This window comes from Nonomuraea composti (assembly GCF_012034275.1).
GTDB classification, from domain to species: Bacteria; Actinomycetota; Actinomycetes; order Streptosporangiales; family Streptosporangiaceae; genus Nonomuraea; species Nonomuraea composti.
This window is the reverse complement of the sequence record NZ_JAATEP010000115.1, coordinates 1-8,637: the sequence shown is the minus strand read 5'-3', so window position 1 is coordinate 8,637 and position 8,637 is coordinate 1. Positions and strand designations below refer to the sequence as shown.

Genomic DNA, 8,637 nt, shown 5'->3' with positions numbered 1-8,637 from the left:
ACTCACCCGGCGGCTCGCCCGGCGTGCCCGCCATCGTCGGCCCGCAGTTACGGCAGGCGCTGCGCACGGTGGGCGCCGTGGCCGGGCTGCTGCTGGGCGTGCCGGTGCTCGCCGCGTGGGTGCCCGACCCCTGGGCCTGGGTGGCGATGTCGCTGGCCGTCCAGGGGGTCTGGGTGGGCCTGTCCGTGCTGCACCTCAGGTGGGCGGAGCGGCTGGAGAGATGACCGTCGCGGTGCTGACCGGGATCGCCTTCGTGCTGGTTCTGGGCGTCATGGTCGGCGCCGCGCGACCGCGCCGCTCCCGCGGCGCCTCCGACTTCTACGTCGCGGCCAGGGCGGTGCCCCCGTGGTGGAACGGCGCCGCGATCACCTCCGAGTTCACCTCGGCCGCCGCCTGCCTCGGCACGGCCGGGCTCATCGCCACGCACGGCTCGCCGATGTTGTGGTACCCGGCGGGGGCCGCCGCCGGGTTCGTCGTCATCCTGGCCCTCGTGGTCGCCCCGCTGCGGCGGTCGGGCACGTACACGCTGCCCGACTTCGCCGAATGGCGGCTGCGCTCGGCGCGGTTGCGCCGCTTCACCACCTGCTTCGTGCTCGTCGTCGGGCTGGCGTTCCTCGTCGCCCAGCTGCACGCGGCCGGGGTGGTCGTGCGGCTGCTGACCGGGCTGCCGCCGTGGCTGGGCTGGGCCGGCGTCGCGGGGGCGGCGCTGGCCGTGGCGCTCGCGGGCGGGCTGGGCAGCGTGACGAGCGTGCAGGCCGCGCAGTTCTGGCTGAAGCTGGCGGTGTTCGTCGGGGTCGGGGCCGTGTGCTGGTGGACGGCCGGCACGCCGCTCGTCCCCGGGCCCGACGGCTGGTTCGCCGCGGCCTACCGGTCCGGCGGCACGGGGCTGGCGGGGGTGGGCGACCCGTCGCTGCCCGGGGTGCTGTCCGTGCTGGTGGCGTGCGCGCTGGGCACGATGGGGCTGCCGCACGTGATCGTGCGCGTCTACACCAGCAGGGACGGACCTGGCGCCCGGCGCTCGATCGTGGCCACGCAGGTGCTGCTCGCCCTGTTCTGCGTCGTGCCGCCGCTGTACGGGGTTCTGGGGCACGTCCACGTGCGCGGGGCGGCTGCCGACGAGATCGTGCTCCTGCTGCCCGCCAGGATGCTCTCAGGGGCCGTGGGGGAGGTGCTGACGGGATTGCTGGCCGCGGGCGCGTTCGCGGCCTTCCTGGCCACCTCCGGGGGCGTGCTGGTGGCCGTCGGGGGCGCGGTGTCGGCGTGCGTGTCGCGGGCCGGGGTGCGCTCGTTCCGTACGGCGGTGGCCGCCGTCATGCTCGCCGCGCTGGCCCTGACGGCGCTCAGCAGCCCCGGCGTGTCGGTGGCGCTCGTGCTGCTCGGCTTCAGCCTGTCGGCCGCCACGTTCTGCCCGATGCTCGTGCTCGGCATCTGGTGGCCCCGGCTGACGGACGTGGGCGTCGCGGCCGGGTTCGTGACCGGCGGGGGCGTGACGGCGGCGCTGGTGGTCGCGGAGCAGGCGGGCGTGAAGATGGGCGCGCTGACTTCCTGCCCCGCGCCGGTCGCCGTGCCGCTCTCGTTCGCCGCGATGGTGGTGACATCCCTGGTCACACCGGGTCGGGTGCCGCAAGTGGTGGGCCGGATGATGGCTCGGATGCATCTGCCCGAGCATCTTGCGGGCCCCCCTGCCTACCGTTCGTCGCGCGACGACGACCGCTGGTCGTAACAACACTCTCCGTATAACGCTGACTACAGACCGTTCAACGCGCTGTCCGTAAACAGGGTTTCGCCCGCAAGATCGCGACCGTAGTGTTTCGGCATCGGAGCCATCCCGGCGCACCGGGGGGACGGGCCGCAAGGCTCACCGAGAGGGTCTGGTGCACCGGGTTCACCGGCGACAAACGCAGGTCGCCGCGGCTGTCGGGCCCCTTACCGGGGGGTGGGGCCCGCCATGCCGGACGTGAAGGGGCGCCCGTGCAGGCCGCCTCGAGCGGCCCCGCGATCCGGCCTTCGGGGGCGGCCGGATCGCGCGAGCGGGCGCCCCTATCACGGTTACCGGCCCGATGGGGGATTCGTCCCTAGGCTTTGGATCGGGGCGGTCAGCCGTCCCTGAGCTTCTTCAGCAGCGCGATGTCCTCGGCGTGCTTGGGCGCCTTGCCCGGCGTCTCGATGCAGATCGGCACCCCGGCCACCGCCGGGTGCCGCATCAGCTCCGCGAACGGCTGCGCGCCGATGTGGCCCGCCCCGATGTTCTCGTGGCGGTCCTTCTTCGCGCCGCACACGTCCTTGGAGTCGTTGGCGTGGATCAGCTTGAGCCGCCCCGGCGCGATCGCGTGCAGCGCGTCGAACGTCTCCTTCACCCCGCCCTCGGCGGCCAGGTCGTGACCGGCGGCGAAGGCGTGGCACGTGTCGAGGCAGATGCACGCCCGCGGATGCCAGTCGAGCGCGGCGAGGTAGGGCTCGATGTCCTGGACGGTGGCGCACAGCATGGCGCCCTGGCCCGCCATCGGCTCCAGCAGCAGGTCGGGGCCGCCGTCGGGGATCTCGTCGAGCAGCGGCAGCAGGTGCTCGTGCAGCTGGCGCAGCGCGTCGTCGCGCGGCTGCGTCACCGCCGAGCCGGTGTGCACCACCACGCCCTTGGCGCCGGTCTCCACCCCGCGGCGCAGCGCGTGCCGCACCACCCCGACGGAGCTGGCCAGCGTCTCAGGGCTGGGCGAGCCGAAGTTGACCAGGTAGGGCACGTGGATGAACGCGGTCACGCCCGACTCGGCCAGCTTGGCGTCCTCGTCGGGCTTGCCGTCGTTGAGCGCCCAGCCGCGCGGGTTGGTGACGAACACCTGGATCATCTCGGCGCCGATCTCGGCCATGTACTTGAGGCCGCCCGTCGCCAGGCCGCCCGTGACGGACACGTGTCCGCCGATCAGGGAAGTTGGGGTCATGATGGCTTCAGTTTAGGTGCGGTCACCGACTGTTCCCGTCCCCACACGCAGCCGCGGGGGTTGGAGCATGACACGAAAAGTGCCCGGCATCAGGACCGCGACTTGGGAGTTCTCGCGGATGGACCGGGCACGAAGCGCATGTGTGTACTTCTGGCATGCTCACCGACTTCAACGCCCGCTCCCCGGACGAGGCCGAGGCCGACCTGATGGCCTGCTGCGCCTCCCGCGCGTTCGCCGGGAAGGTGGCCGCGCTGCGGCCGTACGCCGACGCGCGGGCGCTGCTCGACGCCGCCGGCGCGGCCGTGCTGGAGCTGGACTGGCCGGACGTCCTGGAGGCGCTGAGCGCCCACCCCAGGATCGGCGAGCGGGCGGGCGGGCAGGGCCGCGAGGCCGCCTGGTCCCGCCAGGAGCAGTCGGGCGTGGAGGACGGGCTGCGCGCCGCGCTCGCCGAGGGCAACCGGGCCTACGAGGAGCGGTTCGGGCACGTCTACCTCGTCTGCGCCACCGGGCTCACCGGCGCGCAGATGCTGGCCCGGCTGCGCGAGCGGCTGGGTAACGACGAGGAGCGCGAGCGCGCGGTCGTCCGGGCCGAGCTGGCCGCCATCACCCGGCTGCGGCTGACCAGGCTGGTCGGGGAGGCGCCGTGAGCTTCTCCACCCACGTGCTCGACGCCGTCACCGGCCGGCCCGCCGCCGGCCTGCGCGTCCGCCTGGAGCACGACGGCCGCGTCATCGCCGAGGGCCGCACCGACGACGACGGCCGCATCGGCGGCTGGCAGCCCGGCGCCGGCGTGCACCGGGTCGTCTTCGACACCGGCGCGTACCTGAAGGACACCTTCTACCCCGAGGTCGTCGTCACCTTCACCATCACCGACCCCGACCGGCACCACCACGTGCCCCTGCTGCTCAGCCCGTACGCCTACTCCACCTACCGAGGGAGCTGAATGACCGTCAGACTCGGCGCCAACCGCTACGGCAAGGCGGAGACCAGGCTCGTCCACGTCGTCAGGGACGGCCCCGTGCACCACCTCAAGGACGTCAACGTCAGCACCTCCCTGTCGGGCGACATGGAGGCCGCGCACCTGACCGGCGACAACTCCGCGGTGCTGCCCACCGACACGCAGAAGAACACCGTGTACGTCTTCGCCCGGCGGCACGGCGTCGGCGAGATCGAGGAGTTCGCCCTGCGCCTGGCCCGGCACTTCGTCGCCGCCCAGCCCTCCATCCACCACGCCAGGGTCGCGATCGAGGAGTACGGCTGGACCCGCACGGGCCCGCACTCGTTCGTGCGCGACGGCGGCGAGGTGCGCACCTGCGTCGTGCACCACGACCGCGACGGCCGCACCACCGTGCTGTCGGGGCTCAAGGACCTCGTGCTGCTGAACTCGACCGGCTCGGAGTTCCACGGCTTCATCACCGACGAGTACACGACGCTCCAGCCGGCCACCGACCGCGTCCTGGCCACGGCCGTCACCGCCCAGTGGCGGCACACCTCGGCCGGCGGCTCCGCCTTCGCCAAGTCGTACGGCGAGGTCCGGCGGTGCCTGCTCGACGCGTTCGCGCGGACCCACAGCCTCTCGCTGCAGCAGACCCTGTACGCCATGGGCGAGCGCGCCCTGACCACCTGCCCCGAGATCTGCGAGGTCAGGCTGTCGCTGCCGAACAAGCACCACTTCGCGGTGGACCTGTCGCCGTTCGGCCTCGACAACGACAACGAGGTCTTCCACGCCGCCGACCGGCCGTACGGGCTCATCGAGGGCGGCGTGCTGCGTGAGGACGCCCCCGACGCCGGATTCGCGTGGGAGTAAGGGGACTAAGGGAGATGGACTTTCTGCGCCCCACGACGTGGGAGGAGGCGCTGGCCGCCAAGGCGGACCGGCCCGGCTCGGTGCCCATCCAAGGGGGCACCGACGTGATGGTGGAGATCAACTTCGACGTGCGCAGGCCGCCCGCGCTGCTCGACCTCACCCGGGTGGCCGAGCTGCGCGAGTGGTCGATGACCGGCGGGCTGTGCCGGGTGGGGGCCGGGGTGCCGTACGCGGCGGTCGTCGGCGAGCTGGCCGGCCCGCTGCCGGGGCTGGCGCAGGCGGCCCGCACGGTCGGCTCGCCGCAGATCCGCAACCGCGGCACCGTCGGCGGCAACCTCGGCGCGGCCTCGCCCGCGGGCGACAGCCACCCGCCGCTGCTGGCGGCCGGGGCGGTGGTCGAGGTGGAGTCGCGCGAGCGGGGCGTGCGGATGATCCCGGCCGCCGAGTTCTACCTCGGGGTCAAGCGCAGCGCGCTGGAGCCGGACGAGCTGATCAGGGCCGTGCACGTGCCGCCCGCCACCGGGCCCCAGTACTTCTCCAAGGTCGGCACGCGCAACGCCATGGTGATCGCGGTGTGCTCGTTCGCGCTCGCGCTGCACCCGCGCGAGCGGCGGGTCGGCACCGGCATCGGCTCGGCCGCGCCCACCCCGCGCCGCGCCCTGGAGGCGGAGGAGCTGCTGGCGGCGGAGCTCGACTGGGAGGCGCCGCTCGACCCGGCGCTGCTGCGGCGCTTCGGCGAGCTGTGCGCGCGGGCCGCCGCCCCCATCGACGACGTGCGCGGCACCGCCGCCTACCGCGTGCACGCCATCTCGGTGATGGCCCGCCGCACGCTCACCTGGGCCTGGAACGACCACCTGAAGGAGAGGGCCGCCTGATGCGGGTGACGCTGACCGTCAACGGCCGCGAGGAGAGCGCCGACGGCGTCTGGGAGGGCGAGAGCCTGCTGTACGTGCTGCGCGAGCGCCTCGGTCTGCCCGGCTCCAAGAACGCCTGCGAGCAGGGCGAGTGCGGCTCCTGCACCGTCTACCTCGACGGCGTGCCGGTCTGCGCCTGCCTGGTCGCCGCCGGGCAGGCCGAGGGCCGGGTGGTGCGCACCGTCGAGGGGCTGGCCGACGGCGACCGGCTCGACCCGGTGCAGGAGGCGTTCGTGGAGTGCGGGGCCGTGCAGTGCGGCTTCTGCACGCCCGGCCTCATCGTCCAGGCCCACGACCTGCTCGAGCGGTGTCCCCGGCCGTCCGACGCGGAGATCAGGGAGGCGCTGGCGGGCAACCTGTGCCGGTGCACCGGCTACGAGAAGATCCTCGACGCGGTCCGCCTGGCCGCCGGCCGCAAGGAGGCACGATGATCATCGAGAACGTGTACGTGGCCCCGATCGCCGGCCCCGAACTCGAATCCGGATATATCAGGATCGAGGGGGACCGGATCGCCGAAGTGGCGCCCGGCCCCGCACCCGACGCCCCCGGGGTCCCCCGGATCGACGGCACCGGCTGCCTGGCCACCCCCGGCCTAGTCAACACCCACCACCACCTCTACCAGTGGGCCTCCCAGGGCCTGGCCCAGGACGCCACGCTGTTCGAATGGCTGGTGGCGCTCTACCCGGTGTGGGCCGCCATGGACGCCGAGGTCGTCGAGGGCGCCGCCACCGCCGGGCTGGGCTGGCTGGCCCTGTCGGGCTGCACCACCACCAGCGACCACCACTACGTCTTCCCCCAGGGCAGGGGCGACCTGCTGGCCGCCGAGATCGCCGCCGCCCGCCGCGTCGGGCTGCGCTTCCACCCGGCCCGCGGCTCCATGGACCGCGGCGCGTCCCAGGGCGGCCTGCCGCCGGACGCCGTCGTCGAGGAGCTGGACGACATCCTGAGCGCCACCGCCGAGGCCGTGGACGCCTACCACGACCCGTCCTTCTCCTCGATGCTGCGCGTGGCGGTCGCGCCGTGCTCGCCGTTCTCGGCCAGCGCCGAGCTGATGACCGAGTCGGCCGCCCTGGCCAGGGACAAGGGCGTCCGGCTGCACACGCACCTCGCCGAGACCCTCGACGAGGAGGAGCACTGCCGCGAGCAGTTCGGCCTGCGGCCCGTCGACTACATGGCCAAGCTGGGCTGGCTCGGCCCCGACGTGTGGTTCGCCCACGCCGTGCACCTCAGCGACGACGACATCGGCACGCTGGCCGCCACCGGCACCGGCACCGCCCACTGCCCCTCCTCCAACGGGCGGCTGGGCGCCGGCATCGCCCGCGTCTCGGAGATGCTGCGGCGCGGCGCGAACGTCGGCCTCGGCGTGGACGGCAGCGCCTCCTCCGAGCTGACCCCCCTGGCCGGCGAGATGCGACAGGCCCTGCTGTTCCAGCGCGCCAGGTACGGCCCCGACGCGCTCACCGCCCGCCAGGCCCTGGAGCTGGCCACCCTCGGCGGCGCCCGCAACCTCGGCCGCCAGCACGAGCTCGGCTCGCTGGAGCCCGGCAAGCTCGCCGACCTCGCCCTGTGGCGGGTGGACGGCCCCTACACCGCCGCTGTCACCGACCCCGTCTGCGCCCTCGTCTTCGGCCCCACACCGCCCCTGGCCAGGGTGCTGGTCGGCGGCCGCACGGTCGTGGCCGACGGCGAGCTGCGCACCACCCCCCAGGACGAGGCGGGCCGCGCCGGGGCACGGGCGCACCGGCGGCTGATGGAGCTGGCGCAGCGACGCGGCATCACCGCCCCCAAGGAGATCCACCGCGACCACTAGGGTGACAATGTCCCGAACGAGTAGGAAAGGTGGTCCCGTGGCGGAGGAACTTCCAGACGAGCGGCTGGCCGAGCTCAAGATCGCGTTCACCTCGATCGACACCGACGGCGACGGCTACATCAGCGAGGCCGAGCTGAAGCGGCACTTCCCCGACCTGCCGCCGGAGGCGCTCGGCGCGATGAGCCAGGAGGCCGACTCCGACCAGGACGGCCGCTACTCCTTCGAGGAGTTCGTCCGCACGGTCTCGTAAGCCCCCGGCTCCGGCCACCAGCGGTCCGCCCTTGCCCGGGGCGGTGCGGGTCGCGTGCGACTCCGCCGCCCTGCGGACGCGTGCCGTCGAGGCTCGTGGGCTGCCGCGCTGTTCCACGGAGACGGCCGGCTCGACTGTGGGTGGGTGCCGCGCTGAGCTGGTGCACAACGCCGGTCACTGCTTGGTGAACGTCCACCGGCCGTTATGCGTCAGCGTGGCCAGAAGCACCTCTTCGGTCTCCTTCACCTTCACCACCTTGTCGTCGATGCCCTGGTGGATGCGCGGCTTCATGGCCGGCGACGGTGTCGGGGTCGCCTCCTCCTGCCCGGCCTGGCCACCGGAATCCGTCTCCGCCGGGGAACTGCTCGACGGCTGCTCGGCGACCGCCAGCCGGTCGCGCCCGCCGGAAGGCGCGCCGCTTGCCAACAGGAGCACGCTCGCGACGGCGAGCACCGCCAGGACGGCCAGGCCGCCGATGACGCCGGCCGCCACCTTCAGCCCGGTCCGCTTCTTCGGCGGGCGACGGTGCGGCGGAAAGCCCGGCCCAGGCCCGTACCCGCCGTAGGAGGGCCCGGTGGGCGGCCCGTAGCCTCCCGAAGGCGGCCCGGGTGGCGGCCTGTACCCGCCGTGCGGTTGCGCGCGCGGGGGCGAGGCCACAGCCCGACGCTGACAGCGCCGGGCACCCGTCCCCACGACGGCAGTGGTGAGGGACAGGTCATGCGCCCGGCGTGAGGCGAGGGCCGGCCGGCGGTGGTGCGCAGCACGCCGCCGCGCGTGGGCGTAGGCGACCGGGCGGGATGGTGCGCGGCGAAGCAGCGCCCAGCAGGGCATGCCGCGGAGCGCCCAGCGGCGCAGGCTACCTGGCTGCGCACGACGCCAGGTCTGCAGCGCGAGGTGGCGCCGCGATGCGGGCCGCGCGT

The 8,637-nt window shown here is 73.9% G+C and carries 11 protein-coding genes; 9 read left to right on the top strand and 2 right to left on the bottom strand.

Annotation, left to right across the window (positions count from 1 at the left end):
- Positions 1-224: hypothetical protein (locus HCN51_RS57135; protein WP_206069101.1), on the top strand; the 224-nt coding region annotated here is incomplete at its 5' end.
- Positions 221-1,723, top strand: coding sequence for a sodium:solute symporter family transporter (locus HCN51_RS57130; protein ID WP_168022137.1), 1,503 nt, complete (start codon positions 221-223; stop codon positions 1,721-1,723). The genes HCN51_RS57135 and HCN51_RS57130, both read left to right, overlap by 4 nt.
- A gap of 373 nt (positions 1,724-2,096) precedes the next feature.
- Here the strand turns inward: HCN51_RS57130 and HCN51_RS57125 are convergent, their stop codons facing one another.
- Positions 2,097-2,936, bottom strand: a complete 840-nt coding sequence (locus HCN51_RS57125) for a deoxyribonuclease IV (protein WP_168022136.1) — start codon at positions 2,934-2,936, stop codon at positions 2,097-2,099.
- Between the two features lie 155 nt (positions 2,937-3,091).
- On the opposite strand from HCN51_RS57125, the gene uraD reads away from it, so the two are divergent.
- The 7 genes from uraD to HCN51_RS57090 are packed head-to-tail and all read left to right on the top strand — an operon-like array spanning position 3,092 to position 7,717.
- Positions 3,092-3,583, top strand: a complete 492-nt coding sequence (uraD, locus tag HCN51_RS57120) for a 2-oxo-4-hydroxy-4-carboxy-5-ureidoimidazoline decarboxylase (protein WP_168022135.1) — start codon at positions 3,092-3,094, stop codon at positions 3,581-3,583.
- A complete protein-coding gene (uraH, locus tag HCN51_RS57115) occupies positions 3,580-3,879 on the top strand; it encodes a hydroxyisourate hydrolase (RefSeq protein ID WP_168022134.1) in 300 nt (99 codons plus the stop codon). The genes uraD and uraH overlap by 4 nt, the downstream gene beginning before the upstream one ends.
- Positions 3,880-4,743 (top strand): factor-independent urate hydroxylase, encoded by an 864-nt coding sequence (pucL, locus tag HCN51_RS57110; protein WP_168022133.1) that lies wholly within the window; start codon positions 3,880-3,882, stop codon positions 4,741-4,743.
- A gap of 14 nt (positions 4,744-4,757) precedes the next feature.
- Entirely contained in the window at positions 4,758-5,618 is an 861-nt protein-coding gene (locus HCN51_RS57105) for an FAD binding domain-containing protein (RefSeq protein ID WP_168022132.1), read from the top strand.
- Complete coding sequence (locus HCN51_RS57100) at positions 5,618-6,088, top strand: (2Fe-2S)-binding protein (RefSeq protein ID WP_080041127.1); 471 nt, start codon at positions 5,618-5,620, stop codon at positions 6,086-6,088. Before HCN51_RS57105 ends, HCN51_RS57100 begins: the two co-directional genes overlap by 1 nt.
- On the top strand, positions 6,085-7,467 hold the full coding sequence (locus HCN51_RS57095; protein WP_206069100.1) for an 8-oxoguanine deaminase: 1,383 nt from the start codon (positions 6,085-6,087) through the stop codon (positions 7,465-7,467). The genes HCN51_RS57100 and HCN51_RS57095 overlap by 4 nt, the downstream gene beginning before the upstream one ends.
- Before the next feature lie 37 nt (positions 7,468-7,504).
- Positions 7,505-7,717 carry an EF-hand domain-containing protein gene (locus tag HCN51_RS57090; protein WP_168022131.1) on the top strand — a complete coding sequence of 71 codons (213 nt, stop codon included), beginning with the start codon at positions 7,505-7,507 and terminating at the stop codon, positions 7,715-7,717.
- 174 nt (positions 7,718-7,891) lie between these two features.
- Here HCN51_RS57090 and HCN51_RS57085 read toward each other — a convergent pair whose 3' ends face one another.
- Positions 7,892-8,209, bottom strand: a complete 318-nt coding sequence (locus HCN51_RS57085; RefSeq protein ID WP_168022130.1) for a hypothetical protein — start codon at positions 8,207-8,209, stop codon at positions 7,892-7,894.
- Positions 8,210-8,637 lie beyond the last annotated feature (428 nt).